The sequence below is a fragment of the Cupriavidus sp. FW305-46 genome, assembly GCF_058787075.1.
Map to the genome: position 1 here is coordinate 1 of NZ_JBYSZI010000006.1, position 26,921 is coordinate 26,921.

Annotated in this window: 25 protein-coding genes; 11 read left to right on the plus strand and 14 right to left on the minus strand. The window is 66.7% G+C overall.

What is annotated here, in order from left to right; all coding sequences use genetic code 11:
- Positions 1–1,851: ATP-dependent DNA helicase RecG (gene recG, locus AC3WON_RS04225; protein WP_492351204.1), on the minus strand; the 1,851-nt coding region annotated here is incomplete at its 3' end.
- Positions 1,852–2,072: 221 nt separating this feature from the next.
- On the opposite strand from recG, the gene queA reads away from it, so the two are divergent.
- The 5 genes from queA (at position 2,073) to secF (ending at position 7,920) form a co-directional block, all read left to right on the plus strand.
- Entirely contained in the window at positions 2,073–3,131 is a 1,059-nt protein-coding gene (gene queA / locus AC3WON_RS04230) for a tRNA preQ1(34) S-adenosylmethionine ribosyltransferase-isomerase QueA (protein WP_492319617.1), read from the plus strand.
- 17 nt (positions 3,132–3,148) lie between these two features.
- A complete protein-coding gene (tgt, locus tag AC3WON_RS04235) occupies positions 3,149–4,279 on the plus strand; it encodes a tRNA guanosine(34) transglycosylase Tgt (protein WP_492319616.1) in 1,131 nt (376 codons plus the stop codon).
- 221 nt (positions 4,280–4,500) lie between these two features.
- Positions 4,501–4,827 (plus strand): preprotein translocase subunit YajC, encoded by a 327-nt coding sequence (gene yajC / locus AC3WON_RS04240; protein WP_010815061.1) that lies wholly within the window; start codon positions 4,501–4,503, stop codon positions 4,825–4,827.
- Between the two features lie 209 nt (positions 4,828–5,036).
- Complete coding sequence (gene secD / locus AC3WON_RS04245; protein WP_492319615.1) at positions 5,037–6,908, plus strand: protein translocase subunit SecD; 1,872 nt, start codon at positions 5,037–5,039, stop codon at positions 6,906–6,908.
- Between the two features lie 40 nt (positions 6,909–6,948).
- Entirely contained in the window at positions 6,949–7,920 is a 972-nt protein-coding gene (gene secF, locus AC3WON_RS04250; protein WP_492319614.1) for a protein translocase subunit SecF, read from the plus strand.
- A gap of 72 nt (positions 7,921–7,992) precedes the next feature.
- Here secF and AC3WON_RS04255 read toward each other — a convergent pair whose 3' ends face one another.
- The 8 genes from AC3WON_RS04255 to purB all read right to left on the minus strand — a co-directional run bounded on the left by AC3WON_RS04255 (position 7,993) and on the right by purB (position 16,759).
- Entirely contained in the window at positions 7,993–9,000 is a 1,008-nt protein-coding gene (locus AC3WON_RS04255; RefSeq protein WP_492320267.1) for a response regulator, read from the minus strand.
- Positions 8,997–10,130 (minus strand): ATP-binding protein, encoded by a 1,134-nt coding sequence (locus tag AC3WON_RS04260; protein ID WP_492320268.1) that lies wholly within the window; start codon positions 10,128–10,130, stop codon positions 8,997–8,999. The genes AC3WON_RS04255 and AC3WON_RS04260 overlap by 4 nt, the downstream gene beginning before the upstream one ends.
- Before the next feature lie 6 nt (positions 10,131–10,136).
- Positions 10,137–11,474: a sensor histidine kinase gene (locus AC3WON_RS04265; RefSeq protein ID WP_035817222.1), complete on the minus strand. Its 1,338-nt coding sequence runs from the start codon at positions 11,472–11,474 to the stop codon at positions 10,137–10,139.
- Between the two features lie 5 nt (positions 11,475–11,479).
- Entirely contained in the window at positions 11,480–12,883 is a 1,404-nt protein-coding gene (locus AC3WON_RS04270) for a class I SAM-dependent methyltransferase (RefSeq protein ID WP_492320269.1), read from the minus strand.
- Positions 12,884–13,231: 348 nt separating this feature from the next.
- Complete coding sequence (locus AC3WON_RS04275) at positions 13,232–13,822, minus strand: YceI family protein (RefSeq protein WP_492320270.1); 591 nt, start codon at positions 13,820–13,822, stop codon at positions 13,232–13,234.
- A gap of 83 nt (positions 13,823–13,905) precedes the next feature.
- The gene (locus AC3WON_RS04280) at positions 13,906–14,475 is read right to left on the minus strand and encodes a YceI family protein (RefSeq protein ID WP_010815070.1); all 570 of its coding nucleotides are present in this window, start codon (positions 14,473–14,475) and stop codon (positions 13,906–13,908) included.
- 68 nt (positions 14,476–14,543) lie between these two features.
- Positions 14,544–15,098, minus strand: a complete 555-nt coding sequence (locus tag AC3WON_RS04285) for a cytochrome b (protein WP_035817219.1) — start codon at positions 15,096–15,098, stop codon at positions 14,544–14,546.
- Positions 15,099–15,382: 284 nt separating this feature from the next.
- The gene (gene purB / locus AC3WON_RS04290) at positions 15,383–16,759 is read right to left on the minus strand and encodes an adenylosuccinate lyase (RefSeq protein WP_492320271.1); all 1,377 of its coding nucleotides are present in this window, start codon (positions 16,757–16,759) and stop codon (positions 15,383–15,385) included.
- A gap of 375 nt (positions 16,760–17,134) precedes the next feature.
- Between purB and AC3WON_RS04295 the strand changes: the two genes are divergently transcribed.
- Complete coding sequence (locus tag AC3WON_RS04295) at positions 17,135–17,749, plus strand: glutathione S-transferase C-terminal domain-containing protein (protein WP_010815073.1); 615 nt, start codon at positions 17,135–17,137, stop codon at positions 17,747–17,749.
- Between the two features lie 63 nt (positions 17,750–17,812).
- Here AC3WON_RS04295 and mnmA read toward each other — a convergent pair whose 3' ends face one another.
- Positions 17,813–18,898 carry a tRNA 2-thiouridine(34) synthase MnmA gene (gene mnmA / locus AC3WON_RS04300; protein ID WP_492351205.1) on the minus strand — a complete coding sequence of 362 codons (1,086 nt, stop codon included), beginning with the start codon at positions 18,896–18,898 and terminating at the stop codon, positions 17,813–17,815.
- A complete protein-coding gene (locus tag AC3WON_RS04305; protein ID WP_037023515.1) occupies positions 18,895–19,398 on the minus strand; it encodes an NUDIX hydrolase in 504 nt (167 codons plus the stop codon). The genes mnmA and AC3WON_RS04305 overlap by 4 nt, the downstream gene beginning before the upstream one ends.
- Positions 19,399–19,685: 287 nt before the next feature.
- Between AC3WON_RS04305 and AC3WON_RS04310 the strand changes: the two genes are divergently transcribed.
- From AC3WON_RS04310 to AC3WON_RS04330, 5 genes are all read left to right on the plus strand, one after another.
- On the plus strand, positions 19,686–20,807 hold the full coding sequence (locus AC3WON_RS04310) for a Re/Si-specific NAD(P)(+) transhydrogenase subunit alpha (protein WP_492320273.1): 1,122 nt from the start codon (positions 19,686–19,688) through the stop codon (positions 20,805–20,807).
- 57 nt (positions 20,808–20,864) lie between these two features.
- Positions 20,865–21,227, plus strand: a complete 363-nt coding sequence (gene panD / locus AC3WON_RS04315) for an aspartate 1-decarboxylase (RefSeq protein ID WP_010815077.1) — start codon at positions 20,865–20,867, stop codon at positions 21,225–21,227.
- A gap of 174 nt (positions 21,228–21,401) precedes the next feature.
- A complete protein-coding gene (locus tag AC3WON_RS04320; protein WP_492320274.1) occupies positions 21,402–21,743 on the plus strand; it encodes an NAD(P) transhydrogenase subunit alpha part 2 in 342 nt (113 codons plus the stop codon).
- Positions 21,743–23,215: an NAD(P)(+) transhydrogenase (Re/Si-specific) subunit beta gene (locus AC3WON_RS04325; RefSeq protein WP_010813223.1), complete on the plus strand. Its 1,473-nt coding sequence runs from the start codon at positions 21,743–21,745 to the stop codon at positions 23,213–23,215. Before AC3WON_RS04320 ends, AC3WON_RS04325 begins: the two co-directional genes overlap by 1 nt.
- 224 nt (positions 23,216–23,439) lie before the next feature.
- Complete coding sequence (locus AC3WON_RS04330) at positions 23,440–24,486, plus strand: response regulator (RefSeq protein WP_010813222.1); 1,047 nt, start codon at positions 23,440–23,442, stop codon at positions 24,484–24,486.
- 18 nt (positions 24,487–24,504) lie between these two features.
- Here AC3WON_RS04330 and AC3WON_RS04335 read toward each other — a convergent pair whose 3' ends face one another.
- The 3 genes from AC3WON_RS04335 to AC3WON_RS04345 all read right to left on the minus strand — a co-directional run bounded on the left by AC3WON_RS04335 (position 24,505) and on the right by AC3WON_RS04345 (position 26,896).
- On the minus strand, positions 24,505–25,758 hold the full coding sequence (locus AC3WON_RS04335) for a THUMP domain-containing class I SAM-dependent RNA methyltransferase (RefSeq protein ID WP_492320275.1): 1,254 nt from the start codon (positions 25,756–25,758) through the stop codon (positions 24,505–24,507).
- Positions 25,759–25,822: 64 nt separating this feature from the next.
- Positions 25,823–26,428, minus strand: coding sequence for a 2-hydroxychromene-2-carboxylate isomerase (locus AC3WON_RS04340; protein WP_492320276.1), 606 nt, complete (start codon positions 26,426–26,428; stop codon positions 25,823–25,825).
- 45 nt (positions 26,429–26,473) lie between these two features.
- A complete protein-coding gene (locus AC3WON_RS04345) occupies positions 26,474–26,896 on the minus strand; it encodes a CopD family protein (protein ID WP_492351206.1) in 423 nt (140 codons plus the stop codon).
- Between the last annotated feature and the right edge of the window lie 25 nt (positions 26,897–26,921).

Consider the following 26,921-nt stretch of genomic DNA (forward strand, 5'->3'; position numbering starts at 1 on the left):
CAGCTGGTGCAGCTGCGCCAGGCCGAAGCGCTCGGCATGCTCGATCACCATCAGCGAGGCATTGGGCACGTCCACGCCCACCTCGATCACGGTGGTGGCCACCAGCACCTGCATGCGGTTGGCGCTGAAGTCGTCCATCACCGCGGCCTTCTCGGCCGGCGGCAGGCGCCCGTGCACCAGGCCCACACGCAGGTCGGGCAGCGCGGCCACCAGCGTTTCATAGGTCTCCACCGCGGTCTGCAGCTGCAGCGCCTCGCTTTCCTCGATCAGCGGACAGACCCAGTAGACCTGGCGCCCCTCGGCGGCGGCATGGTGCACGCGCGCGATCACCTCGTCGCGGCGCGCATCGTTGACCAGGCGCGTGACGATGGGGGTGCGCCCGGGCGGCAGCTCGTCGATCACCGAGACATCGAGGTCGGCGTAATACGTCATGGCCAGCGTGCGCGGGATCGGCGTGGCCGACATCATCAGCTGGTGCGGCACGGTCTCGGCCGCGGTTGCCGCTGAATCGGGGGCGTCGGCGGCACCGGCCTTGCCGCGCAGCGCCAGCCGCTGCGCCACGCCGAAGCGGTGCTGCTCGTCGACCACCGACAGCCCCAGCCTGGCAAAGCGCACGGTGTCCTGGATCAGCGCGTGGGTGCCGATCACCAGCTGCGCCTCGCCCGATTCCACGCGCGCCACGGCCTCGCGCTTGTCGCGCGCCTTCTGGCTGCCGGCCAGCCACGCCACCGGCACGCCCAGCGGCTCCAGCCATGCGGACAGCTTGCGGTAGTGCTGCTCGGCCAGGATTTCGGTGGGCGCCATCAGCGCGGCCTGGTAGCCGGCATCGATCGCCTGGCAGGCTGCCAGCGCGGCGACGATGGTCTTGCCGCTGCCCACGTCGCCCTGCAGCAGCCGGTGCATCGGGTGCGGGCGCGTCATGTCGGCAGCGATTTCTTCGACCACGCGCTGCTGCGCCCCGGTCAGCCGGAACGGCAACGCGGCCAGGAAGCGCGTCAGCAGGCCGCCCTCGCGGCGCGGCATGGTCGGCGCGGTCTTTTCGCGGCGCGCCGCGTGCGCGCGCCGCAGCGAGATCTGCTGCGCCAGCAGCTCATCGAACTTGATGCGCTGCCAGGCCGGATGCGAGCGGTCGGCCAGCGCGGCCTCGCTCTCCTGCGGCGGCGGCGCGTGCAGCAACCGCAGGCAGTCAGCCAGCGGGCGCAGGTGCAGGCGTGCCAGCGGCCCCTCCAGCACCGCCCGCGGCAGCGTCTCGGGCATGGGCGTGCGCGACAGCGTGCCGCCGATGGCCTTGCGCAGATAGGCCTGCGGGATGCCGGCGGTGGACGGATACACCGGCGTCAGGCGGTCAGGCAGCGCTTCGCCGGGCACCACCGGACGCACCGTGGGGTGGACCATCTCGGCGCCGAAGAAGCCGCCGCGCACCTCGCCGCGCACGCGCAGGCGCACGCCTTCGGCCATCTGCTTGGTCTGGCTGCCGTAGAAGTTCAGGAAGCGCAGCGTCAGCTCGCCGCTGTCGTCGGCGATCTTGACCACCAGCTGGCGGCGCGGCCGGAACGTGACTTCGTTGGAGATGACCTCGCCCTCCACCTGCGCCGGCAGCCCGAGCCCGGCGCGGTGGATGGCCTCGGCGATCGGCGCCAGCGTGGTCTCGTCCTCATAGCGCATCGGCAGGTGCAGCACCAGGTCGACGGGACGGCGCAGGCCGAGCTTGGCCAGGCGCGCGGCCGCGGAGGACGTGCCGGAGGCGGCGGCCTTGCCCCTGGCTTCGCCGGCCTTGCCGCGCGCGGGCGCCGCCGTTTCCTTGGCGGCGTCGGCGGGGTCGTGGATCGGTTCAGCGGCGGTTCCGGGCATCGGCGAAAAAGTTGGCAGCGGTCGCTCTCGTGCTGCGGGGTTGGCTGGCGCGGCGCCGGCGAATAGCCGGTATCACGCCCGGCCCGGCGGCAAGCGCGCCCGTGGCCTTACAATATCGGATTCGCCGATTGTACCCATGCCGGCTGCCACCACGGGCAGCGGAGTGCCGTTTTGTGCCCCGCTCCGGCCTGCATGGGATCGCGCAGCCCGCCGCTCCCACGATGTTGACGCTTTCCGATTTCGATTTCCCGCTGCCGCCAGAACTGATTGCCCAGAGCGCGCTGCCCGACCGCAGCGCGAGCCGGCTGCTGGTGGTCGAACGGCTGGCCCCGGCCGACACCGCCGACGCGGTGCGCATGGTCGACCGCGCCTTCAGCGAGATCATCGACTACCTGCGTCCCGACGACCTGCTGGTCTTCAACGACACCCGCGTGATCAAGGCGCGCTTCTTCGGCCACAAGCCCAGCGGCGGCAAGATCGAGGTGCTGGTCGAGCGCGTGGTCGACAGCCACACCGTGCTGGCCCAGGTGCGCGCCTCCAAGACCCCGGCCGAGGGCAGCACGCTGCACCTGGCCGACGATGCCTTCGCCGTCACCGTTGGCCCGCGCGTGGACCAGTTCTTCACGCTGCGCTTCCCCGAGCCGGCGCTGGACCTGATCGAGCGCTACGGCCGCCTGCCGCTGCCGCCGTATATCACGCACGACCCAGACGCCTATGACGAGACCCGCTACCAGACCGTCTACGCGCGCAGCCCCGGCGCGGTGGCCGCGCCCACCGCGGGCCTGCATTTCGACGATGCGCTGTTCGCGCGGCTCGATGCCGCCGGCGTGCGGCGCGCCTTCCTGACGCTGCACGTGGGCGCCGGCACCTTCCAGCCGGTGCGCACCGAGAACCTGGCCGAGCACAAGATGCACTCGGAGTGGTACGCCGTCTCCGCAGACCTGGCCCAGGCCGTGCGCGACACCCGCGCGCGCGGCGGCCGCGTGATCGCGGTCGGCACCACCTCGCTGCGCGCGCTGGAATCGGCCGCGCAGGCCGACGGCACGCTCGCCGCCGGCAGTGGCGACACCGATATCTTCATCACGCCCGGCTACCATTTCCGGCTGGTCGATGCCCTGATCACCAATTTCCACCTGCCCAAGTCGACGCTGCTGATGCTGGTGTCGGCACTGGCCGGCGTGGAAGCCATCCGCGCCGCCTACCGCCATGCGGTCGAGCAGCGCTACCGTTTCTTCAGCTACGGCGACGCCATGCTGCTGACCCGCCAGCCCGGCGCCTGAATCCAGAATCACAAGCCATGCTCAACTTCGAACTCATCACCACCGACGGCAACGCCCGCCGCGGCCGCGTCACGCTGAACCACGGTGTGGTCGAGACGCCGATCTTCATGCCGGTCGGCACCTACGGCTCGGTCAAGGCGATGTCGCCGCTGGAACTGAACGAGATTGGCGCGCACATCATCCTGGGCAATACCTTCCACCTGTGGCTGCGCCCCGGGCTGGACGTGGTCAATGCCCACGAGGGCCTGCACAAGTTTATCGGCTGGGACAAGCCGATCCTGACCGATTCCGGTGGCTTCCAGGTGTTTTCGCTCGGCGATCTGCGCAAGATCACCGAAGATGGCGTCACGTTCGCATCTCCGGTCAATGGCGACAAGCTTTTCCTGTCGCCCGAGATCTCGATGCAGATCCAGCGCACGCTGAACTCCGACATCGTGATGCAGTTCGATGAGTGCACGCCGTACGAGATCGACGGCCGCGCCGCCACGCACGAGGAAGCGGCCAAGTCGATGCGCATGAGCCTGCGCTGGGCCAAGCGCTCGCGCGACGAGTTCGAGCGCCTGGCCAACCCCAACGCGCTGTTCGGCATCGTCCAGGGCGGCATGTACGAAGACCTGCGCGACGAATCGCTGGCGGGCCTGTCCGAGCTGGACTTCCACGGCTTTGCCATCGGCGGGCTGTCGGTGGGCGAGCCCAAGGAAGACATGATGCGCGTGCTCGAGCACGTGGCGCCGCGCCTGCCGGCCGACAAGCCGCACTACCTGATGGGCGTGGGCACGCCCGAGGACCTGGTCGCCGGCGTCGCCGCCGGGGTGGACATGTTCGACTGCGTGATGCCCACCCGCAACGCGCGCAACGGCTGGCTCTTCACCCGCTTCGGCGACGTCAAGATCAAGAACGCGGCGCACCGCAACGATCCGCGTCCGCTCGATGAAAGCTGCGCCTGCTACACCTGCCGCAACTTCTCGCGCGCCTACCTGCACCACCTGCACCGCGTAGGCGAGATCCTGGGCGCGCGCCTCAATACCATCCACAACCTGCACTACTACCTGCAGCTGATGCGCGAGATGCGCGAAGCCATCGAGCATCACCGCTTTGCCGACTTCCGCCGCCAGTTCGCCGCCGACCGCGCCCGCGGCACGCAGTGACAACGCCGGCTGGCGCGAACTTTTGCGCTGCCGGCGGTCGAATAGCCGGGTCATCCGGGGGCGAGCCGCGATCCGGAGCGCCCGGCCTTGCCGACCCCTGCCGCAAGTTGTCCCGGGCGCACCCGAACAAACCCGTATTCCGCCCTAGAATGCCAAGGGTGGGCGGAATGCGAATGGTAGAATGATCGATTATTTGACTAATTTTGTGACGGAGAATCAACGTGCTGATTTCTAACGCATTTGCCCAGACCACCGGTACCGGCGGCGCGGCTGGCGGCCTGATGAGCTTCCTGCCCATCATCCTGATGTTTGGCGTGCTGTGGTTCATCATGATCCGCCCGCAGATGAAGCGTCAGAAGGAAGCCAAGGCAATGCTCGAAGCGCTGGCCAAGAACGACGAAGTCGTGACCGCCGGCGGCATCCTGGGCAAGGTGACCAAGGTCACCGACCAGTACGTCAGCCTGGAAATCGCCGAAGGCACGGAAATCACCGTGCAGAAGAACGCCGTGACGACGGTGCTGCCGAAGGGCTCGCTGAAGGCGCTCTGATCCACCGATCGCGCGCGCGACTCCCGCCTTTGTCTTTTCCGGCATGCCCGTTCGCGCATGCCCCGGCAGCCGCCTGATCCAGCCCGACGAAGCCCCGGTGGCTTCGATCCGTGGTTGCCAGGCGGCTGTTTGCCAAACCGGTTCGGCCCCGCCGACGTGGTGCGCCACGCCAGCGCCGGCCCCGCCAACCGCTGAATGACTGGCCAGAGATGAATCGTTATCCGCTTTGGAAATACCTCGTGATCCTGGTGGCCCTGGCCATCGGCATCATCTATACCTTGCCGAATTTCTTCGGCGAGGCGCCTGCGGTGCAGGTGTCCTCGGGCAAGGCCACGGTCAAGGTCGACCTGTCGATGCAGAAGCAGGTCGAAGAGATCCTGGCACAGAACCAGCTGCAGCCCGACGGCGTCTTCTTTGATATTTCCGGCCAGTCCGGCTCGGTCAAGGCGCGCTTCCGCACCACCGACGAGCAGCTCAAGGCCAAGGACATCCTGTCGCGCACGCTCAACCCCGACGCGGCCGACCCCACCTATGTGGTCGCGCTGAACCTGCTGTCGGGCTCGCCGCGCTGGCTGACCGCCATGCACGCGCTGCCGATGTACCTGGGCCTGGACCTGCGCGGCGGCGTGCACTTCCTGCTGCAGGTCGACATGAAGGGCGCGGTCGACAAGAAGCTCGACAGCCTTGGCGGCGACGCGCGCACCCTGCTGCGCGACAAGAGCATCCGCCACGGCGGCATCGACCGCGACGGCGAGCGCCTGACGGTGCGCTTCAACAACGCCGACGACGCCAACCGCGCGCGTCCGCTGCTGGCCGACAACCTGCGCGAAGTCGCCTTCGCCATGGACGGCAACAATATCGTCGGCACCTTCACCGAAGCCGCCCGCAAGGCCGTGCAGGATGCCGCGGTCAAGCAGAACATCACCACGCTGCACAACCGCGTCAACGAGCTTGGCGTGGCCGAGCCGGTGATCCAGCAGCAAGGCGCCGACCGCATCGTGGTGCAGCTGCCCGGCGTGCAGGACACCGCCAAGGCCAAGGACATCATCGGCCGCACCGCCACGCTGGAAGCCCGCCTGGTCGACAACGACGCGCCGCGCAGCCCGCGCCCGGGCGACCCGATCCCGTTCGGCAGCGAGCTCTTCACGCAAGGCAACGGCGCCCCGGTGGTGCTGAAGAAGCAGGTCATCTTCACCGGCGACCGCATTGAAAGCGCCTCGGCCGGCTTCGACCAGAACCAGCAGCCTTCGGTCAACATCAAGCTCGACGCCCAGGGCGGCCGCGTGCTGCGCGACGTCTCGCGCGAGAACCTGAAGAAGCCGATGGCGATCGTGCTGTTCGAAAAGGGCAAGGGCGAAGTGCTGACGGTGGCGACGATCCAGTCCGAACTGGGCTCCAGCTTCCAGATCACTGGCTCCTACTCCACCGAAGCCGCCAACGACCTGGCGCTGCTGCTGCGCGCCGGCTCGCTGGCCGCGCCGATGGAAATCATCGAAGAGCGCACCATCGGCCCGTCGCTGGGCGCGGACAACATCCAGAAGGGTTTTGACTCGGTCGCTTACGGCTTTGCCGCCATCGGCGTGTTCATGATCCTGTACTACATGCTGTTCGGCGTGTTCTCGGTGGTGGCGCTGGGCGTGAACCTGCTGCTGCTGGTGGCGGTGCTGTCGATGCTGCAGGCCACGCTGACGCTGCCGGGCATTGCCGCCATCGCGCTGGTGCTGGGCATGGCCATCGACGCCAACGTGCTGATCAACGAGCGCATCCGCGAGGAACTGCGCGCGGGCGCGTCGCCGCAGATGGCGATCGCGGTCGGCTTCGACCGCGCCTGGGCCACCATCCTGGACTCCAACGTGACCACGCTGATCGCCGGCCTGGCACTGCTGGCCTTTGGTTCGGGCCCGGTGCGCGGCTTTGCCGTGGTGCACTGCCTGGGCATCCTGACCTCGATGTTCTCGGCGGTGTTCTTCAATCGCGGCCTGGTCAACCTCTGGTACGGCCGCAAGAAGAAGCTGCAGAGCGTGGCCATCGGCCAGATCTGGAAGCCGGGCAACACCACCGACACGCCGGTCGCCAAGTAAGGCGAGCAGCAACAACTAGCAGTACAGAACAGGATTCAACATGGAATTCTTCCGCATCCGGCGCGACATTCCGTTCATGAAGCACGCGTTGGTCTTCAACGTGATTTCCTTCCTGACGTTTGCCGCAGCCGTGTTCTTCCTCTGGCACAAGGGCCTGCACCTGTCGATCGAATTCACCGGCGGCACGGTGATGGAAGTCAGCTACCAGCAGGCCGCCGACCTGGAAAAGATCCGCGGCCAGGTGGGCAAGCTGGGCTATACCGACGTGCAGGTGCAGAACTTCGGCACCTCGCGCGACGTGATGATCCGCCTGCCGCTGCAGAAGGGCGCGGACGGCAAGCCCGTCACCTCGGCCCAGCAGAGCGAGCAGGTGATGGCCTCGCTGCAGGCGGCCTCGCCTGACGTGAAGCTGCAACGGGTGGAGTTCGTCGGCCCGCAGGTGGGCAAGGAACTGGCCACCGACGGCCTGCTGGCGCTGCTGTGCGTGGTGGCCGGCATCGTGATCTACCTGTCGTTCCGCTTCGAATGGAAGTTCGCGGTGGCGGGCATCATCGCCAACCTGCACGACGTGGTCATCATCCTGGGCTTCTTCGCCTACTTCCAGTGGGAATTCTCGCTGTCGGTGCTGGCGGCGATCCTGGCGGTGCTGGGCTATTCGGTCAACGAATCGGTGGTGATCTTCGACCGGATCCGCGAGAACTTCCGCAAGTTCCGCAAGATGACCACGCACGAGATCATCGACAACGCGATCACCAGCACCATCTCGCGCACCATCATCACCCACGGCTCGACCCAGATGATGGTGCTGTCGATGTTCTTCTTCGGCGGCCCCACGCTGCACTACTTTGCCCTGGCACTGACGGTCGGCATCTTGTTCGGCATCTACTCGTCGGTGTTCGTGGCAGCGGCGCTGGCGATGTGGCTGGGCGTCAAGCGCGAGGACCTGGTCAAGGGCGAGAAGAAGTCCGACTCGACCGACCGCAACGACCCCAACTACGGCGCGCAGGCCTGACCCTGCCCTGCCGGCAAAACAGAACGGCGCCCCGCGGGGCGCCGTTTTTCATGGCAGCAAGACCTGGGAAATTCAGGCCGGCATCGAGAAGCGCTCGATCCACGCCGCCAGCCGGTCGGCCGCGAAGCTCTCGCTGCGCGGGCCCACGCGGCACACCACGGCCTCGCCGTCGCGCGCAAACTTCATTGCGCCGCCGGCCTCTTCCAGCCACAGCAGGCTCGCCAGCCAGGCGGCGTGCGACGCCGACACGGGCGAACCCACCGGCTGTGCCAGGAACTCGGCCAGCGTCGCCGGCGCGGTCCACACCAGGGTATCGCCGTCGCGGCGCACCACTTCGCTGCCGAGCGTGTCGGCGATCACCGCCGCGGCATCGGCAGCGCCCTTGCCGGCATGGGTGCCGCGCAGCTGCGCCAGGCGCGTGCCGACGGCATGGCCGAAGCTGCCGCTGCGCTCGGCCTCCGCGCGCACCAGGTCGGCGTAGTCCATGCGCTGCCAGTCCGGCTCGACGCTGCCCGCGCCGGCCAGGTCGACCGCCGCGAGGTAGGTCTCCACCGGCTGGAAACGGCCCGGCCCGATCAGGCTGGCACACAGCGCATGCACCATGCCGATGCGCGAGGCCACGGTCTGGGTCTGCAGCACGGACAGCTTTTCGCGCAGCAGCTGGTCGCGTTCCTTGCGCAGGCCGGCCAGTTCCAGCGCCTGCTTCAGCTCCATGCGCAGCGCGGTGATGTCCCACGGCTTCTTGATGTAGCGGTGGATCTGCCCCTGGTTGACCGCCTCGACGGTCTGGTCGAGCTCCGAATACGCGGTGGTCAGGATGCGCACGATATGCGGGTAGCGCTCGCGCGCGTAGCGCAGCAGTTCGTTGCCATATTCGCCCGGCATGCGCTGGTCCGACACCAGCACCGCCAGGCTGTCCGCGTGGGCGTCGAGCAAGGCCTTGCCCTCTTCTACGGAGCCGCCGGTGGCCACCGGCGCCAGCGCCCCGATGGCACGCTGGAAATACTTGACTGCAGTCGCTTCGTCATCGACGAACAGAATCGCCGGGGGTGGTGCCTGCGTGGCATTCGGTTCGGTCATCGGTCACTCCTATGCTTTCGACTCTTGAAACTTGGAAAGTCCAGCGTCACCGTCGTGCCGGCACCGGATGCGGATTCGATCCGGATGCCGCCGCCAAACGACTGCATGACGCGGTTGCAGAAAATCATGCCCAGGCCGCTGCCGCCGGCACTGGCGTGGGTGGTGACAGGGTCGACCAGCAACCGCTCCATCACTTCCGGCGGAATCCCCGGCCCGTTGTCGCAGATGCGGATTTCCGGGCGCGGCTGCGCCACCACCACAAAGCGCAAGGCCGGCGTGCCGACGCTGCCCAGCGCCCGCAGCGCGTTGCTCATCACCGAGGAAAGCACCAGCGCCACGCAGTTGGGCAGCGTCTGCACCGGGAAATCGCCGTGCATCTCCACCTGCACCCAGTTGCGCTGGTCGCCTGCGAACGGGTAGCTGTCCAGCAGCGAAGTGACCAGCGTGCCGGCGCTGACCTCGGTGCCGGCATCGGGCCTCGCCGGCGTGCTGCCGGCACTGTTGCGCACCGACTGCAGGAACGACGACAGCACCGCCAGGCAATACTGGGCGTTGTCGTACATGGCGCTGGCCGCCTGGCCGATCTCGGCCTGGCGCTGCGCACTGTATTCGCCGGCGACACGCCCGCGGATGCCGTGGGCAAAGTTGGCGATGGCCGCCAGCGGGGTGTTCAGCTCGTGCGCCAGGAAGGCCAGGGTCTCGTCGATCGCCATCAGCCGGTGCTGGCGCAGGGTGCGCTCGCGGTGGCGCTCGGCGGCGCGTGCCAGCACCTCGCGCAGGTCGGCCACGCTCAGCGGCTTTTCCAGGATGCGGAAGACTTCGCCGCTGTTGACCGTTTCCAGCAGCACATCCTTGTCGGCATAGGCCGTGACCAGGATGCGCACGATCTGCGGGTATTCCTGCGCCACCTGGCGCAGCAGCTGGCCACCGTCGCGCCCGGGCATGCGGAAGTCGGTCACCAGCACCGCCACGCGGGCGGGGTCCGCGCGCAGCACCGCCAGGGCCTCGTCGGCGCCGTCTGCCACCAGCACCTCATAGTCGCCGCCGGCGGCCCGGGCGAAATACTTGCGCGCCATCTCCTCGTCGTCGACATAGAGGACGGCAAGCCGTGCCTGCTTCGCTTCGCTCATGGCTGGTTACTCCGCACGCGGCAGGTCGAAGCTGAACGCGGTCCACTGGCCCAGTTCGCTCTCGGCATACAGCTGCCCGCCGTGGCGTTCCACCACCGCGTAGCTGATCGACAGGCCCAGGCCAAGCCCCTGCCCCACCTCGCGCGTGGTGAAGAACGGCTCGAACACGCGCGCCAGGTTTTCCTGGGGGATGCCAGGGCCGTTGTCGCGCACCATGACGTGCAGGCGGTGGTTGTCCCAGCGGGCCGTGGTATGGATCGCCGGCGCGGCCGTGCCCGCCTTGCGCATGGCCAGCGCGGCATTCGAGAACAGGTTGATCAGCACGCCGATGATGGCCGCCTCGTCGCCCAGCACCAGGGTGTCGGCAGGCAGTTCGCGGCTGAGGCTGACCCCGCGCAGCTCATGCGCGGTCAGGCGGATCGACGAATCGAGCGCCTTCTCGAACAGGAACGGCGTGCCTTCCACCTCGGCGCCCGGCTTGCGGTAGGCAAAGGTCTTGAGGTCGGAGACGATATGCTGGATGCGCTGCATCCCCTGCTTGGCGTCGACCAGGCACTCTTCCAGCGAAGGGTTCTCCTTGGCCTGTGGCTCTTCCATCGCCACTTCGATCGCCATCAGGCAGAAGTTGACCGGGTTGTTCACCTCGTGCAGCAGCCCGGCCGCCAGCGTACCGATGGCGGCCATCTTCTCCTGCTGCAGCATCTGGCCCTTGATGTCGGCCAGCCGGCGGTTGATGTCGGCAAGCTCGTCGTTCTTGTGCGCCAGCTCTTCCTTGAGCCGGATCAGGTGGAAGTGGCCGCGCTCGTTCATGAACGTGTAGACCGCGCTGGCCACGATCGAAAACATGATGAACAGCGAATTGACGGTGAAGTGCGCGCGCTGCGCCAGGCCATCGGGGTGGATCAGGCAGGCGCCGAGGTAGAGCAGGTAAGTGACCACGCCAAAGCCGATGGTCTGCCACAGGCCCATGGGCATGGCGATGCCGACCGCGAAGATGACCAGGTTCAGCCCGGCATAGTAGATGGACGAGGCGCCGTCGGTGGTGGCGATCATCCATGTGATCATCATCTGCGGCAGCAGCAGCCAGGCCAGCGTGAGCGGCTGCACGAAGCGCCGGCCGGCCTGGTTGGCCAGCAGCAGGAAGATCAGCCCGATCAGGACCGAGACCACCAGGCGGGCGACAAAGAACTGCAGCTGGTGGCTGGGATAGATCCCGTAGTCGAGCCCGACGCCGGCCATCACCAGCACGATGGCCGTCAGCGCGCCGGCCCGGCTCGAGACCAGGCGAAACTCGCGCAGGTCAGCCTCGTACGGGGAATACCTGCTCGCAGTCCGTTTCAGCATGGTGGTCAGGCCTTGGCCGGATCAGTCACGATCGCTTCCACAAACACGTTGACCCCGGTCGGGTCGACGTAGGTGCGGCCGTCGCGCGTATTGGCCGGCAGCAACGACTGCATGCCGGCCTCATCGCGATAGATCAGGTACCACTCCAGCATATGTTCCATGCTGTACCGTTCCGGGTTGTCGACGTGGACGTTGGTGGCCAGGATGCGCCCCTCGGGATGGGTGCGCGTGGAGAAATAGCTCAGCAGGCGCGCGCAGACGCGGTCGGACAGGTAGTCGAACAGGCCGGCGCAGTAGACCCCGTCGAACTCGCGCAGCGACGGATCGTGGTCGATGCGGCGCTTGAGCAGTTCATGCACCGAGTGGTGGACATATTCCACCTCGACCTTCGCATTGGCCTTGCGGCAGCTCTCTTCGATGCGCTCGCGCGCGTAGTCCAGCGTTTCCTGGCTGAAGTCGAGCAGCTGGAACGACAGCCAGTGCGGCTCGGGGTATTCGGTAATGAAGCGGTTGATCTCGACCGCCGGGCCGCAGCCAACGTTGAGCAGCCGGAACGGCTTGCCCGCGGCCCGGGCCTGCTCGGCCATGCGCACCAGGAAATCGACCAGCAGGTCGATGCGGTTGCGGTGGGCAGCGGCCACGGACGACTGCAGGAAGGTTGCGTTGACGATCTGGAAGTAGGTGCTGGGGCCCTGGCGCGGATCCGACAGGATCTGGTTGACCATTTCGTAGTCGCCGGCATAGCCGAGCGGCTTGGTATAGGTCCGGAACACAAATGGTGAGCGCAGCAGCAAGGGATGCAGCGCCGCCTGCGTGAAGGTGCGGTGCATCACGGTGTCTTCTTCCGGCACGTGCGCGGCTTCGCCGTCGAGCCGCGCGGAATATTCGCGGATCTTCAGTGCGATCGGGGTGGCCAGCTCCTCGAACACGTCCATGCGCAGCGTATCGCCTTCCTTGGGCAGCGTGCTGGTCATGTCGACCTGCTCCACCCAGCGCGACACCTCGGACAGGAACGCGCGCATTTCATTGACCACGATCTGGTAGTCGGGCCGGATATTGAAGCGCTCATTCCAGTCCTGCACGAACCGCTGCGACTCGCGCGCGACCGATTTGGGCTCGTTGTCCAGGTTGCTCAGTTCCAGCCACTCGTCGATCAGCGTCAGCGACACCACCGCGGTCAGGCCGGTGTTCACCAGGCTCATGACCACGGCCTTGCCGAGGTAGGCATTCTTCGAGCCCATGCGGACGCTGAGTTCGCTCAGCACCTCGCTGACCTGCACGATCGAATACGGGTTGTAGATCTCCATCACCAGGGACTTTCTCTGGAGATTGACAATCGTGCCCCGCACCTGCTCGCCCTGCGAGTTGCGGAAACTAACTACCGGATCGATTTGCGTTTTGGAATACACGGTATTGCGCCAGGGAAAACCGAGAAACGCTGCGGGCCATACAGCCAGGGCAGAACGGCCGGGTACAGCATGAGGGGCGAGGAGGTCGCGGGGTGGCTACCGGTATCGGGACATGCAGCGAATGCTCATAGTGATGCGCTTTAGCCGGTTGCGGGCATGGCTGCCCCCGCCTTGGCAGGAGTAGCAATGCCACGATCAAGGAGGGATTGCCGCGGGCCATTGTACTGTGCCCGTCGGGGGTCGTACAACCAAGTGCCCTGGCAGGCGCCTGAATCATACCGGACAATAAAAAAGGCCGGCATTGCCGGCCCTGACTGCCTGCAAGCCCGGCGCAGCGGGCTGGCACGCTCAGTCCGCGCGCACGCCTTCCACCTGGATGGCAAGCTTGACCTCGGGCTTGAAGCCCATCTTCACGCCGTAGTCCAGGCCGAAGTCGGCACGGTTGAAATGGCCCACGGCGTCGGCGCCGCAGGCTTCGCGCTTGAGCATCGGGTGCTGGATGCACTTGAAGTCGCGGATTTCCAGCTTGACCGGCTTGGACACGCCGCGCAGCGTCAGCACGCCGTCAACCTCGGTCGGCACGTCGCCCTTGAACTTGGAGAACTTGCCCTTGTAGACGGCCTCGGGGAAGGCTTCCACGTCGAACATGTCCGGGCCCTTGGCGTGCTGGTTCAGCTTGGCATTGCCGAAATCGATCGAAGCCGGGTCGATCTTGACCTCGACCGAGCCCGCCTTGGCGGCACGGTCCAGCGTGACCACGCCGCTGGACTTGTCGAACTTGCCACGCCAGGTCGACAGGCCGCCCAGGTGGTCGGCCTCGAAGCTCGGGTAGGTGTGGGTCGGATCGAGGTTGTACGTCACGGTATTGGCCGAAGCCACGCCGAAGGCGGCGGTTGCGGAAATGGCCGCGACGGCGGCAACGAGGGAACGCAGTTTCATGGAATCTCCCGACAAATCAGGTTGGGGCGGAACGTTCTCAGGAACGCCTGTTGGGTACGTCAGCGGAATGCCGGCCTAGCTTCTTACTTCTTGGCCAGCACGATACGGAATTTGATCTGCACGTCGTCGGCCACCACGGAAGTGTCCTTCCACTCGCCGTCGCCGATATTGAAGACCGTGCGCTTGATCGGCAGCGCGCCCTCGAACACCTGCACGGCGCCTTCCTGGCGGTAGGTGGCGGGCACCACCACGTCAACGGTCTTGCCCTTGATGGTCAGCTTGCCGGCCACGTCGTACTTGCCCGGCGTGCCGTTCTTGATGCTGGTGGACTGGAACACGGCCTTGGGGTACTTGGCGGCGTCGAACCAGTCCTTGCCCTTCACTTCCTTGGTGGTCTCGGCGTCGCCGATCTCGAAGCTGGACACATCGATCTCGACCTTGGCCGACGAGGTCGCCAGCTTGGCCGGGTCGAAGCTGACCGCGGCATCGAACTTCCTGAACTTGCCTTCCATCGGCACGCCGATCTGGCGCGCGACCGCGGTCACCGAGCTCTTGGCGGCGTCAACCTGCGCCCAGGCCAGGTTGGCGGCGATGCCGGAGGCGGCCAGGACGGCGGCGATGACGAGCGAGCCGCGGCGGGAATTGCGTTTCATCTCAAAAAACTCCTGTCAGGGTCGGCGCAACGCGCCGCGGTACGGAAAAAGTTGGCCGGGGCGGCGCCTCAGCGCAGGAACGGCAGCATCCGGCCCAGCGTGCCGTCGCGGTCGACGAACTGATGCTTGACCGCCGCCGCCGCATGGACAACGACCACCGCCGCCATCAGGTAGTTCAGCCAGATATGGACAAACTTGAGTACTTCTTTCAGTTCGTCGTTCTTCTCCAGCAGCGCCGGCATCTTCCACAGGCCCAGGTAGACCACCGGCACGCCCGCGGCCGAGCTGTACAGGTAGCCGCTGATAGGAACGATCACGATCAGCAGGTACAGCAGGTGATGGGCGCCGGCCGCAGCCTTAGCCTGCCAGGCCGGGGTGCCGGGCGCCACCGGCGGTGCCGCATGGGTTGCACGCCACAGCACGCGCAGCACGGCAACCGCGAAGATCGTCACGCCCAGCCACTTGTGCCAGGAGTAGAGCTTGAGCTTGGTCGGCGTCAGCCCCGGAATGCCGGTCATGTACAGGCCGAGCCCGAACGCGGCGAAGATCGCCAGCGCAATGACCCAGTGCAAGGCGATCGCGGTGGCACCGTAGCCGGTGGGGGCGTTGGCGGTAGAACGCATCGGATTCCTCTCGCCCCGTGCAGGAGCGTTTCACAATTTTGGGGAAGGCACCGGCGGGGGCTGGCCCGCCCGTGCGCTTACGATTCTCGCATTATTGCGGCGGGCTGTGCGCCGGTGAAGGACAGTCCTTCATTAAGTTATTCAAATGCTTTGAAGTGACATTCTGTCGCAAGCGGCACAAAGCCGCAGTGACTTGCCCGCCGCGCTGCGCCAGAAAAGCAAAAAGCCATCCTCGCGGATGGCTTTTGCAGCACGTCGCCCCGGTTCAGGGGCGAAATGTGGCGTCAGATGCGCTCGGCCAGCACCACGGCCTTGCCGATGTAGCTGGCGGGCGTCATGTCCAGCAGCAGCTTCTTGGCGTCGTCGGGGATCGCCAGGCCGTTGATGAAGGTCTGCAGCGCCTCGCGCGAGATGCCCTTGCCGCGGGTCAGCTCCTTGAGCTGCTCGTACGGGTTGGGCACGCCGAAGCGGCGCATCACGGTCTGCACCGGCTCGGCCAGCACCTCCCAGCAGTTGTCCAGGTCTTCGTCCAGGCGCTCGGGGTTGGTTTCCAGCTTGCCCAGGCCGCGCAGGCAGGCCTCATAGGCCAGCAGGCTGTAGCCGAAGGCCACGCCGATATTGCGCAGCACGGTCGAATCGGTCAGGTCGCGCTGCCAGCGCGACAGCGGCAGCTTCTCGGACAAGTGGCGCAGCACGGCGTTGGCCAGGCCCAGGTTGCCTTCGGAGTTCTCGAAGTCGATCGGGTTGACCTTGTGCGGCATGGTCGACGAGCCGATTTCGCCGGCCTTGGTCTTCTGCTTGAAATAGCCCAGCGAGATATAGCCCCAGACGTCGCGGTTCAGGTCGAGCAGGATGGTGTTGGCGCGGGCAATCGCGTCGAACAGCTCGGCCATGTAGTCGTGCGGCTCGATCTGGATGGTGTAGGGGTTGAAGACCAGGCCCAGGCGGGTCTCGATCACCTGCTTCGAGAAGGCTTCCCAGTCGAAGCTCGGGTAGGCCGACAGGTGCGCGTTGTAGTTGCCCACCGCGCCGTTCATCTTGCCCAGCAGTTCGACCTGCTCGATGCGCTGGATCGCGCGCGCCAGGCGCGCGGCCACGTTGGCCATTTCCTTGCCCAGCGTGGTCGGGCTGGCCGGCTGGCCGTGGGTGCGCGACAGCATCGGCTGCGCGGCATTGAGCTTGGCCAGCTCGACCAGGCGGGCGTGCACGCGCTTGAGCGCCGGCACCACCACGCCTTCGCGGGCGCCCTTGAGCATCATGCCGTGCGAGGTGTTATTGATGTCTTCCGAGGTGCAGGCGAAGTGGATGAACTCGCTGGCGGCTTCCAGCTCGGCGTTGCCCTTGACCTGTTCCTTGAGCCAGTACTCGACCGCCTTGACGTCATGGTTGGTGACGGCTTCGATTTCCTTGATGCGGGCGGCGTCGGCCTCGCTGAACTTGTCCACCAGCCCCAGCAGCGCGGCCTCGGAGGCGGCCGAGAACTTGGGCATGTCGGGCAGGCCGGCCTGCGCCAGCGCGATCAGCCAGTGCACCTCGACCTTGACGCGGTTGCGCATGAACGCGGCCTCGGACAGCCATTCGCGCAGCGCATCGGCCTTGGCGGCGTAACGGCCATCGATCGGGGACAGGGCGGTGAGCGGCGAAAGCGAAGAGGAGGTCATGCTGGAAACCGGGAAAAAGGGAGGCAATGGAAGAAGGCGACGAACAAGAAGCGCCGCGGGGGCTGGCGCTGTCAGCGTTGGCGGCGGGAGGACCGGAAAAGCGACCTTATGCGGCCGGATGCGTCCAAAACGCCGCGCCGGCAGGCCCGCCGGCGCTGCGCAACGCGGGATTTTACCACCCCTGCCCCGGCTCCGGGCAGCGGTAAAGCGCCGCCGCGGGGCATCGGTGCGCAAGCCCGCATTCGCCATGCACCACGGGTATACTCGCGCACGCCGTTCCAGTAGCCTGTTATGAAGTGCATCGGGCAAGCCGCGCGCCCCACCGCCGCTGCCACAGAGCGACGATGCACTTCATAACAAGCTCAAGGGGAGAATATGAAGCTGTATGCATCCCGGACCAGTCCCTACGCGCGCAAGGTGCGTGTGGTGATGGCGGAGAAAAAGATCGAGTGCCAGCTCATCGAAGAGGATGTCTGGTCGCCCGAGACCAGGATCGGCCAGTTCAACCCGCTCGGCAAAGTGCCTTGCCTGGTCATGGAAGACGGCGGCGCAATCTTCGATTCGCGCGTGATCGTCGAATATGTCGACACCTTGACGCCGGTCAGCCGTTTGATCCCGCAGGGCGGGCGCGAGCGCCTGGAAGTCCGTTGCTGGGAGGCGCTGGCCGACGGCCTGCTCGACGCAGCGCTGCTGGTGCGCCTGGAGGCAACCCAGCGCGAGCCGCATGAGCGCAGCGAGCGCTGGGTGCAGCGCCAGCGCGGCAAGATCGACGCGGCGCTGGTGGCCATGGCGCACGGCCTGGCCGACCGCCCCTTCTGCACCGGCACGCACTACTCGCTGGCCGACGTGGCGGTGGGCTGCGCGCTGTCCTACCTGGACTTCCGCTTCCCCGAGATCGCCTGGCGCGAGCGCCATCCCAACCTGGCGGCGCTGGAGGAAAAGCTGTCCAAGCGCCAGTCGTTTATCGATACGGAACCGCCGCGCGGCTGATCCACGGCGGCCGACAAGAAAACACCCGCCTCGAGCGGGTGTTTTTTCGTGCAGCGGCAGCGCTTACTGGATGATGCCGCCGCCCAGGCAGATGTCACCGTCATACAGCACCGCCGACTGCCCGGGCGTGACCGCCCATTGCGCCTCGGCAAACCGGAGCGTCAGCGCGTCGCCGGCCACTGCCTGCACCGTGCAGGCCGCATCGCTCTGGCGGTAGCGCGTCTTGGCCGCCATCGCCGCGCCCGCGGCGGGCGGCTCGCCGGCCACCCAGGACAGGTCCGACGCGGTCAGCACCGGCGTCAGCAGCCACGGGTGGTCGTGGCCCTGCACCACGTAAAGCGTATTGTTCGCCATATCCTTGCGCGCCACGTACCAGGCGTCGCCGTTGCCGTCGCGGCTGCCGCCCAGGCCGATGCCCTTGCGCTGGCCCAGCGTGTAGAAGGCCAGGCCGATATGCTCGCCCACGACCTTGCCCTCGGGCGTCTTCATCGGGCCCGGCTTGGTCGGCAGGTAGCGGTTCAGGAAATCACGGAACGGGCGCTCGCCGATAAAGCAGATGCCGGTGGAGTCCTTCTTCTTCGCGTTCGGCAGACCGATCTCGGCGGCGATCTCGCGCACGCGCGTCTTGGGGATCTCGCCCAGCGGGAACAGCGTGCGCGACAGCTGCGCCTGGTTCAGCCGGTGCAGGAAGTAGCTCTGGTCCTTGGTATGGTCGAGCGCCTTGAGCAGCTCGAACCGGCCGGCCGCGTTCTGCCGCACACGCGCATAGTGGCCGGTGGCGATGGTTTCCGCGCCCAGCGACATGGCATGGTCGAGGAAGGCCTTGAACTTGATCTCGGCATTGCACAACACGTCGGGGTTGGGCGTGCGCCCGGCGGAGTATTCGCGCAGGAAGTCGGCAAAGACCCGGTCCTTGTACTCGGCGGCAAAGTTGACCGCCTCCACGTCGACGCCGATCAGGTCGGCCACCGAGACCACGTCCAGCCAGTCCTGGCGCGTTGAGCAGTACTCGCTGTCGTCATCGTCCTCCCAGTTCTTCATGAACAGGCCGATGACCTCGTAGCCCTGCTGCTTGAGCAGCCACGCGGTGACCGACGAATCGACCCCGCCCGACATGCCCACCACGACACGTTTTCCGGCACCACTCACGGCTGCGCTCCCAGCGGGACGGCCGCGGCCAGCGCCGACGGGTGCGTGTACAAGGCGTCCAGCGCAAAGCGCTTGCCGGCCAGGTAGTCGTTGACACAGGCCATCACCAGCGGCGTACGGTGACGCTCCGTGCAGGCGCGCAGTTCTTCCGCGCTCATCCAGACCGTGCGCACGATGCCGGTGTCGAGCTGGCGGCCCGCATCGAGCGAGCCCAGGTCGCCGGTAAAAGCGAAGCGCACATAGGTCACATCGGTGCCGGTGCGCGACGACAGCGAACGGCCCATGTAGCAACCCAGCAGCGCGCGCGGCTCAAAGGTGTGCGCGGTCTCTTCCAGGGTTTCGCGGATCACGGCGCGGATCAGGCTCTCGCCCGGGTCCAGGTGCCCGGCGGGCTGGTTCAGGCGCAGCCCGTCGGCGGTTTCCTCTTCGACCAGCAGGAAGCGTCCGCCGCGCTCGATCACGGCGGCAACGGTCACGCTGGCATTCCAGTCACTTGACATGATGCTCAATTTTTAGGCAATCCCGCATTCTACCGGTTGCGGGCCCATCGTGCAGCGCTGCCGGCCCACCACGGCCCCCGGCCGGTGAGCTCGGCTGGTGCTGGAATGGCGGCTGCAACGCCCTCTTTGGCGGTCGCCGCAAAAGCCGACCGGCCGGTCACCATTGAACGTCAGATTCCTGTAAGCTGCGAAAAAATTGTTGCGCTGCGGCTTAAGCCTGCGGCGCGCACGGGCCAGACGTCGGTCCGCCCAACCACACAAGACGCCAGCTAAAGGAGAAATTGACGATGTACATCGGCATCCCGCAGGAGACGCGGGCCGGCGAGACTCGCGTCGCCGCCACCCCGGAGACAGTCAAGAAGTACGTCGCCCAGGGCCACAAGGTGGTCGTGCAGGCCGGCGCCGGCGTAAGCGCCAGCCAGCCCGACGGCGCGTATGAGGCGGTCGGCGCCACCATCGGTACCGCCGCCGAAGCTCTGGGCGCCCAGCTGGTGCTCAAGGTGCGCGCACCGGACGCCGCCGAACTGGCGCAGATGAAGCCGGGCGCCGTGCTGATCGGCATGCTCAATCCCTTCGACGCCGAGAACAACGCGCGCATGTCCGCCGCGAACATCACCGCCTTTGCCCTGGAAGCCGCGCCGCGCACCACGCGCGCGCAGAGCATGGACGTGCTGTCGTCGCAGGCCAACATCGCCGGCTACAAGGCCGTGCTGGTGGCCGCGCACCACTACCAGCGCTTCATGCCGATGCTGATGACCGCCGCCGGCACCGTCAAGGCCGCGCGCGTGCTGATTTTGGGCGCGGGCGTCGCCGGCCTGCAGGCCATCGCCACGGCCAAGCGGCTGGGCGCGGTGATCGAGGCCTCCGATGTGCGCCCCGCGGTCAAGGAGCAGATCGAATCGCTCGGCGCCAAGTTCCTCGACGTGCCCTTCCTCACCGATGAAGAGCGCGAGATCGCCCAGGGCGTGGGCGGCTATGCCCGCCCGATGCCGCCGGACTGGATGAAGCGCCAGGCCGAGCTGGTGCACCAGCGCGCGGTCCAGGCCGACATCGTCATCACCACCGCACTGATCCCGGGCCGCAAGGCGCCGGTGCTGCTGCAGGAAACCACCGTGGCGCAGATGAAACCCGGCTCGGTGGTGGTGGACCTGGCTGCGGCACAGGGCGGCAACTGCCCGCTGACAGTGGCCGACGAAGTGGTCAACCACAACGGCGTCATCATCATCGGCCACACCAACCTGGCCAGCATGGTCGCGGCCGACGCCTCGGCGCTCTATGCCCGCAACGTGCTGGACTTCCTCAAGCTGGTCGTCGACAAGGACGGCCAGTTCACGCTGAACCTTGAAGACGACATCGTCGCGGCCTGCCTGATGTGCAGGGACGGCAAGGTCGTGCGAGAGGCGGCGTAATTTCCACGGGCGCCTTGCGCCCACTGCTTTTGCATCAAATATAAGGACGTATCACCCATGCAACGCATCATGCTCCGCGCCAAGCTCCACCGCGTCACCGTGACGCAGGCGGACCTCAACTACGAGGGTTCGTGCGGCATCGACCAGGACCTGCTGGACGCTGCCGACATGAAGGAGTTCGAGAAGATCGAGCTGTACAACGTGAACAACGGCGAGCGCTTCTCCACCTACATCATCAAGGGCGAGCGCGGCAGCGGCGAGATCTCGCTGAACGGCGCCGCGGCCCGCCGCGCGCACCTGGGCGACCAGCTGATCATCTGCACCTACGCGCCGATGAGCGACGAGGAAATCGCCGCCTACAAGCCCAAGGTCATCCTGGTGAACGAGAAGAACGGCATCAAGGAAATCAAGAAGTTCTGAGGGTTTGCTCCCCACCCCTCTGCCGCAGGCGGGAGAGGGGTCGCGCAGCTGGTCGCCTAGAGCCATGACCCGCACAGAGGTCTGTCGGCCTGCCTGCGCGGCAGCATCCCGGTCGTTCGCAATACAGCAAAAGACAAGCGGCATCCCGGATTCAAAGCAACGGAGGAGAAGTCGATGGAGATGGTGAACCACACGGTGATCAACCTGATCATCTTCGTGCTGGCAATCTACGTGGGTTACCACGTGGTCTGGACGGTAACGCCAGCCCTGCATACGCCCCTGATGGCGGTGACCAATGCGATCTCGGCGATCATCATCGTCGGCGCCATGCTCGCCGCGGGCCTGACCGAAGGCGGGGTCGGGCGCGTGATGGGCACGCTGGCGGTGGCGTTGGCCGCGGTCAATGTGTTCGGCGGCTTCCTGGTCACCCAGCGCATGCTGGAGATGTTCAAGAAGAAGGAACCGAAGGCCAAGGCGTCTGAGGCCAAGCCGGCGCTGGCCAGGGAGGGTGCGTGATGACTGGTCTTGTCAGCATGAACCTCGTCACCCTGCTCTACCTGGTGGCCTCGGTCTGCTTTATCCAGGCGCTCAAGGGCCTGTCGCACCCGGCCTCGGCGCGCAAGGGCAATGCCTTCGGCATGATCGGCATGGCCATTGCCGTGGTGACCACGCTGGTCCTGATCATCAAGCTGAAGAATGAATTCCTCGCGGCGGGCACGGCCCAGTCGTCGGTGGGCACGGGCCTGGCGCTGATCTTCGCCGCGCTCGTGGTCGGCGGCGGCATCGGCGCCTACGTGGCGAAGAAAGTGCAGATGACCAAGATGCCCGAGCTGGTCGCGGCGATGCACTCGCTGATCGGCCTGGCCGCGGTCTTCATTGCGGTGGCGGCGGTGGCCGAGCCGGCGGCATTCGGCATCAGCCCGGCAGGCTCGCACCTGATCCCGCTGGGCAACCGCATCGAGCTCTTCATCGGCTGCTTCGTCGGCGCGATTACGTTCTCGGGCTCGGTGATCGCCTTCGGCAAGCTGGCCGGGCGCTACAAGTTCCGCCTGTTCCAGGGCGCGCCGGTGGTGTTTGCCGGCCAGCACTGGCTGAACCTGCTGCTGGCGGTGGCAATGGTGGGCTTCGGCGTCATCTTCTTCCTGTCGCAGGACTGGCTGCCGTTCCTGATCATGCTGGCGATCGCCTTCGTGCTGGGCGTGCTGATCATCATCCCGATCGGCGGCGCCGACATGCCGGTGGTGGTGTCGATGCTGAACTCGTACTCGGGCTGGGCAGCGGCGGGCATCGGCTTCTCGCTGAACAACCCGATGCTGATCATCGCGGGCTCGCTGGTGGGCTCCTCCGGTGCGATCCTGTCGTACATCATGTGCAAGGCGATGAACCGGTCGTTCTTCAACGTGCTGCTGGGCGGTTTCGGCGGCGCGACCGCGGCGGCGGCAACGGGCGACCAGCAGCAGCGCCCGGTCAAGTCGGGTTCCGCCGACGATGCCGCGTTCCTGATGGGCAACGCCGAGACCGTGATCATCGTGCCGGGCTATGGCCTGGCCGTGGCGCGCGCCCAACACGCGCTCAAGGAACTGACCGAGAAGCTGGCCGAGAAGGGCGTGACCGTGAAGTACGCGATCCACCCGGTGGCGGGCCGCATGCCGGGCCATATGAACGTGCTGCTGGCCGAGGCCGAAGTGCCGTACGACCAGGTCTTCGAGATGGAAGACATCAACAGCGAGTTCGGCCAGGCCGACGTGGTGCTGGTGCTGGGCGCCAACGACGTGGTCAACCCGGCGGCCAAGAACGACCCCCAGTCGCCGATTGCCGGCATGCCGATCCTGGAGGCTTACAAGGCCAAGACCATCATCGTCAACAAGCGCTCCATGGCGGCCGGCTACGCCGGGCTGGACAACGAGCTGTTCTACATGGACAAGACCATGATGGTGTTCGGCGACGCCAAGAAGGTGGTCGAGGACATGTTCAAGGCGGTCGACTAAGGCCGTCAGCGCGCCGCGCGCAGGCCCGGGCCATCCCGGGTCCTGCCGCGGGCGCTTCCCCAGCCCGGCGCCCGCCGGGCGCCTCCCGCCGCCGGCCCTGGCTGCAAGGCGTGCCTTGCAAGGCAGCCGTGGCGCGCTATACTGGCCTGCGAATGCGCACACTGGCTTGCCGCTTGCGCCACGCCCGTGCCGAACCACTGCGCCGAACCCCTGCCCGCCGCTCCATGACCTTCAACCCGCACGACAGGAACCTGTCGGTCTTCCATCACCCGGTCCTGACCGTCCTGGTCGATGACAGCAAGTCGTTCATCGACAGCCTGGCGTTCCAGATGGATGCCTCGCGCGCGGTGATCACCTTCACCGACCCGCGTGAAGCGCTGCAATGGATCCGCGAGGCCTATGCCACCCGCTTCCCGGGCTTCCTGCCGGTGCGCGTGACGCACGACGACCTGACCTTCCTGACCGAGCGGCGCACCGTGCAGCTCGACATCGACCGCATCTACCGCCAGATCCACGACTTCAAGCGCTTCCTGCAGCCGGGCGTGGTGGTGGTCGACTATTCGATGCCGCAGATGGACGGGCTGGAATTCTGCCAGGCGCTGCAGGACCTGCCCTGCAAGACCATCCTGCTGACCGGCACCGCCGACGAGAGCATCGCCGTGCAGGGCTTCAACCACGGGCTGATCGACCGCTACGTGAAGAAGCATGAAAGCAATATGGTCGAGCGGCTGGACCAGGAAATCGAGGCCATGCAGCAGGCGTACTTCGCCACGCTGTCGCGCACGCTGCGCGAGCTGCTGACGCGGCATTCGTTCTCGTTCCTGTCCGATCCGGCCATCACCGAGCGCGTGCGCCAGCTGATCGCGCGCTATGGTTTTGTCGAGTACTACCTGTACCCCAACCCGGCCGGCATCCTGCTGCTGACCGCGCAGGGCCACGCCACGCTGATGGTGATCGAGACCCGCGCCGGGCTGATGAGCCAGGTGGAATCGGCCGAGGCCTACGACGCCCCGGCGGCACTGATCGAAGGCCTGCGCGAAGGCCGGCTGGTGCCGTTCTTCTGGCCCGGCAACGGCATGTACACGCCGGCGTGCGTGGATTGGGAACAATACTGCCTGCCGGCCGAGCGCTGCGAAGGCAATGAAGAATTCATCTACGCGCTGTTCGACCTGCCGCGCCACCTGCTGCAGGAGCCGGTGGTCAGCCTGCAGGGCTTCCTGGCGGACTTCAGCCGCAATCCTGACGCACTGACGGGGCGCAAGCGCCCCTGACCCGGCGGCCCGGCGCCGTCAGTCAGCCTGCGGCGCCCGGTTGGCGCCGCGCACCATGTCGAAGCGGAACAGCCGGCACTCGATATTGCCGTTGTAGAGCGGCGTGCGGCGCGACTCCTTGAGCCGCAGCCGGCGCGGGAAGCCCATGTCGCCGGTAAACACCCACGCCTGCCAGCCCGCGAAATGCTGCTTGAGCGTGGCGGCGAAGGCACTGGCGAACTGGTTGGCGGCGGCCTCCTCCACCTCGTCGCGCGGCATCTCTTCCTCTGGCAGGCGGCGCTGGCCGCGCACCGCGATGCGCTCGCCGTACGGGGGATTCATCAACAGCAAACCCGGCTCATCAAAAGGCGGCTGCACGAAGCGCGCATCCACCTGCTTGGTGCGCGCCTCGCCCGGCAGGCCGGCACGCTCCCAGTTGGCGCGCGTGATGGCCAGCATGTCGGTGGAGATGTCCGAACCCACCACCTGCAGCTCATCGGCCGAGGCCAGCATGCGGGCGCGCTGCGCGTCCGACTTCAGCTTCTGCCAGGCCTTGGTGTCCATGCCCTTGAGCCATTCGAAGGCAAAGCTGCGGCTGCCGCCCGGCGCGATGCCCAGCGCTACCTGCGCGGCCTCGATCAGGAAGGTGCCGCTGCCGCACATCGGGTCGTAGAAGGGCCGGAAGGTCTGGCCCGGCACCCAGCCCGCCAGGCGCAGAATGCCGGCGGCCAGGTTTTCCTTCAGCGGCGCCTCGCCCTTCTCGGTGCGCCAGCCGCGCTTGAACAGGGGCTCGCCGGTGGTGTCGAGGTACAGCGTGCAGTCACGCTCGGTCAGGTGGGCATAGATACGCACATCCGGGCTGGCGGTATCGACGCTCGGGCGCGCACCCACGCGCTCGCGCAGGGCATCGCAGACCCCGTCCTTGACGCGCAGCGCGGTGAAATTCAGGCTGCGCAGCGGCGACTTGTGCGAGGTGATGTCCACGCGCAGCGATTCATCGGGCGAAAACCACTGCTCCCAGCGCACGCCGCGTGCCAGCGTATAGATGTCGTCCTCATGCCGGTAGCCGCGCGCGGCCACGCGCATCAGCACCCGGCTGGCAATGCGCGAATGCAGGTTGACCGCATAGGCGGCGGCCATCTCGCCCGAGAAATTGACGCCGCCCGGCACCTCCTGGTGCACCGTGAACGGCGCCAGCGCGGCCATGCCCGGCATCGCGGCGATCTCGCGCAGTTCTTCGGCGAGCGCGCTCTCCAGGCCGCGCGGGCAAGGGGCAAAGAAGGCTTGGGTCATGTGTTGGGTTTCCTGCAAACAAAAACGTCCGCCGTAGCGGACGGGGATCTATCCGAAGCTTAGCTCAAGCCGCCGCCAGGGCGCGCTCGAGGAAATCCAGCCGGTCCTGGCCCCAGAAGGGCTGGCCGTCATGGACGTACCACGGCGCGCCGAACACGCCGGCCGAAATCGCGTCCTGGGTGTTCTGCGCATAGGCGGCCTGCACCGACTGCGCCTCGCTGGCCTTGAGCAGGCTGGCGCCGTCCAGGCCGGCCTCGTCGGCGATCTGCGCCAGCGTGGCGGCATCGGCGATATTGCGCTGCTGCGCCCACACTGCCGCGCCGATGGCGCCGGTCAGCTGCATCGCGCGGGCGGTGCCGTGCGCCAGCTGCGCCGCGATGATCAGCTTGCTGGCCGCGTCGCCCGATACCGGGAAGAACGTCGGCTGCGGATGCAGCGGCAGGCCCAGGAATTCGCTCCAGCGCGCCAGCTCCACCAGGCGGTAGGCCTGGCGCTGGGGCGGGCGCTGCGACAGCGGCAGCCCGCCGGAGACGGAAAACACCTTGCCCAGGTCGCACGGCTTCAGGTTCACCTGTGCGCCATGGCGCTCGGCGATGGCGGCAAAGCGCGCATGGCCCAGGTAGACGTACGGCGACTGCGGCGTCAGGTAATAGTCAACCAGCTTGCTCATTTCGGTTCCGCAACAGGATTGGCAACAACAGACCGGGCGCCAGGCTCAGAACGGCTTGACGACCACCAGGATCACCACCGCCAGCAGCACCAGCACCGGCAGCTCATTGAACCAGCGATAAAACTTGTGCGCGCGCGTATTGCGCCCCGCCTCGAACCTGCGCAGCAGCACGCCGCAGCCGTGGTGGTAGCCGATCAGCACCAGCACCAGCGCCAGCTTGGCGTGCATCCAGCCCTGCCCCGCGCCGCGGCCGATGCCGTAGCCCAGGTACAGCCACAGCCCGAACACCACCGCCGGCACCGCCAGCATGGTCATGAAGCGGAACAGCTTGCGCGCCATCAGCAACAGGCGCTGCGTGCTGGCGGCGTCGGTTTCCAGCGCCAGATTGACGAAGATGCGCGGCAGGTAGAACAGGCCGGCGAACCACGAGACCACGAAGACGATATGCAGCGCTTTGACCCAGAGCATCGGCAGAGAGACGTTCGAGAACGAT

Coding starts and splice junctions, on each gene's coding strand:
- AC3WON_RS04340 (WP_492320276.1), bottom strand. CDS start 26,428: ATGAGCAAGCTGGTTGACTATTACCTGACGCCGCAGTCGCCGTACGTC.
- purB (WP_492320271.1), bottom strand. CDS start 16,759: ATGACCTCCTCTTCGCTTTCGCCGCTCACCGCCCTGTCCCCGATCGAT.
- AC3WON_RS04320 (WP_492320274.1), top strand. CDS start 21,402: ATGGAGATGGTGAACCACACGGTGATCAACCTGATCATCTTCGTGCTG.
- AC3WON_RS04325 (WP_010813223.1), top strand. CDS start 21,743: ATGACTGGTCTTGTCAGCATGAACCTCGTCACCCTGCTCTACCTGGTG.
- AC3WON_RS04330 (WP_010813222.1), top strand. CDS start 23,440: ATGACCTTCAACCCGCACGACAGGAACCTGTCGGTCTTCCATCACCCG.
- secF (WP_492319614.1), top strand. CDS start 6,949: ATGGAATTCTTCCGCATCCGGCGCGACATTCCGTTCATGAAGCACGCG.
- AC3WON_RS04265 (WP_035817222.1), bottom strand. CDS start 11,474: ATGCTGAAACGGACTGCGAGCAGGTATTCCCCGTACGAGGCTGACCTG.
- AC3WON_RS04335 (WP_492320275.1), bottom strand. CDS start 25,758: ATGACCCAAGCCTTCTTTGCCCCTTGCCCGCGCGGCCTGGAGAGCGCG.
- AC3WON_RS04285 (WP_035817219.1), bottom strand. CDS start 15,098: ATGCGTTCTACCGCCAACGCCCCCACCGGCTACGGTGCCACCGCGATC.
- AC3WON_RS04345 (WP_492351206.1), bottom strand. CDS start 26,896: ATGCTCTGGGTCAAAGCGCTGCATATCGTCTTCGTGGTCTCGTGGTTC.
- AC3WON_RS04260 (WP_492320268.1), bottom strand. CDS start 10,130: ATGAGCGAAGCGAAGCAGGCACGGCTTGCCGTCCTCTATGTCGACGAC.
- AC3WON_RS04310 (WP_492320273.1), top strand. CDS start 19,686: ATGTACATCGGCATCCCGCAGGAGACGCGGGCCGGCGAGACTCGCGTC.
- panD (WP_010815077.1), top strand. CDS start 20,865: ATGCAACGCATCATGCTCCGCGCCAAGCTCCACCGCGTCACCGTGACG.
- AC3WON_RS04295 (WP_010815073.1), top strand. CDS start 17,135: ATGAAGCTGTATGCATCCCGGACCAGTCCCTACGCGCGCAAGGTGCGT.
- AC3WON_RS04280 (WP_010815070.1), bottom strand. CDS start 14,475: ATGAAACGCAATTCCCGCCGCGGCTCGCTCGTCATCGCCGCCGTCCTG.
- secD (WP_492319615.1), top strand. CDS start 5,037: ATGAATCGTTATCCGCTTTGGAAATACCTCGTGATCCTGGTGGCCCTG.
- tgt (WP_492319616.1), top strand. CDS start 3,149: ATGCTCAACTTCGAACTCATCACCACCGACGGCAACGCCCGCCGCGGC.
- AC3WON_RS04255 (WP_492320267.1), bottom strand. CDS start 9,000: ATGACCGAACCGAATGCCACGCAGGCACCACCCCCGGCGATTCTGTTC.
- AC3WON_RS04275 (WP_492320270.1), bottom strand. CDS start 13,822: ATGAAACTGCGTTCCCTCGTTGCCGCCGTCGCGGCCATTTCCGCAACC.
- AC3WON_RS04305 (WP_037023515.1), bottom strand. CDS start 19,398: ATGTCAAGTGACTGGAATGCCAGCGTGACCGTTGCCGCCGTGATCGAG.
- queA (WP_492319617.1), top strand. CDS start 2,073: ATGTTGACGCTTTCCGATTTCGATTTCCCGCTGCCGCCAGAACTGATT.